The organism is Arsenicibacter rosenii (assembly GCF_001870735.1).
Taxonomy (GTDB): domain Bacteria; phylum Bacteroidota; class Bacteroidia; order Cytophagales; family Spirosomataceae; genus Arsenicibacter; species Arsenicibacter rosenii.
In genome coordinates this window covers 1-368 of the sequence record NZ_MORL01000320.1, presented here as the reverse complement: position 1 = coordinate 368, position 368 = coordinate 1, and the positions used below count along the sequence as shown (strand labels likewise).

At 46.3% G+C, this 368-nt stretch carries 1 pseudogene; it reads right to left on the bottom strand.

Annotated features, from left to right (window positions below):
- Positions 1 to 186: 186 nt before the first annotated feature.
- Positions 187 to 368 (bottom strand): annotated as a pseudogene (locus tag BLX24_RS31415) (exo-beta-N-acetylmuramidase NamZ domain-containing protein); the annotation flags it as partial.

Sequence of the window (368 nt, the reverse complement as noted above, 5' to 3'; positions counted from 1 at the left end):
CGCCTGTACCAATGTGCTTTCCGGCAGTACGGAGTAGTAAATAATCGCTTCATTCGCTGGCACACCATAGTGGAAAACCTGNGCAAACTATCAGCGTTTTGTGAAGCGTTGCTTAGATTAATATTAAGTTTTCTTAAGGTGGCCGGTTCACCGGATGACCTGCTGTTTGTTTCAGGAAATGCTGAATTAATCCGGGTATAAAAGATATTTGGCCCGAATGGCTTTGAACTGTTGCAAGCCCGGTTCCCAGCTTTTCCGGATCTCAGCTTCTGAAACACCCGCGATCAGCTGCTTTCTGAGCTGATCGGTTCCAATCCGTAAATCGAAGGGAGATATTCCGTTTGCTCTTTCCGGCTGGAAGAATTTTG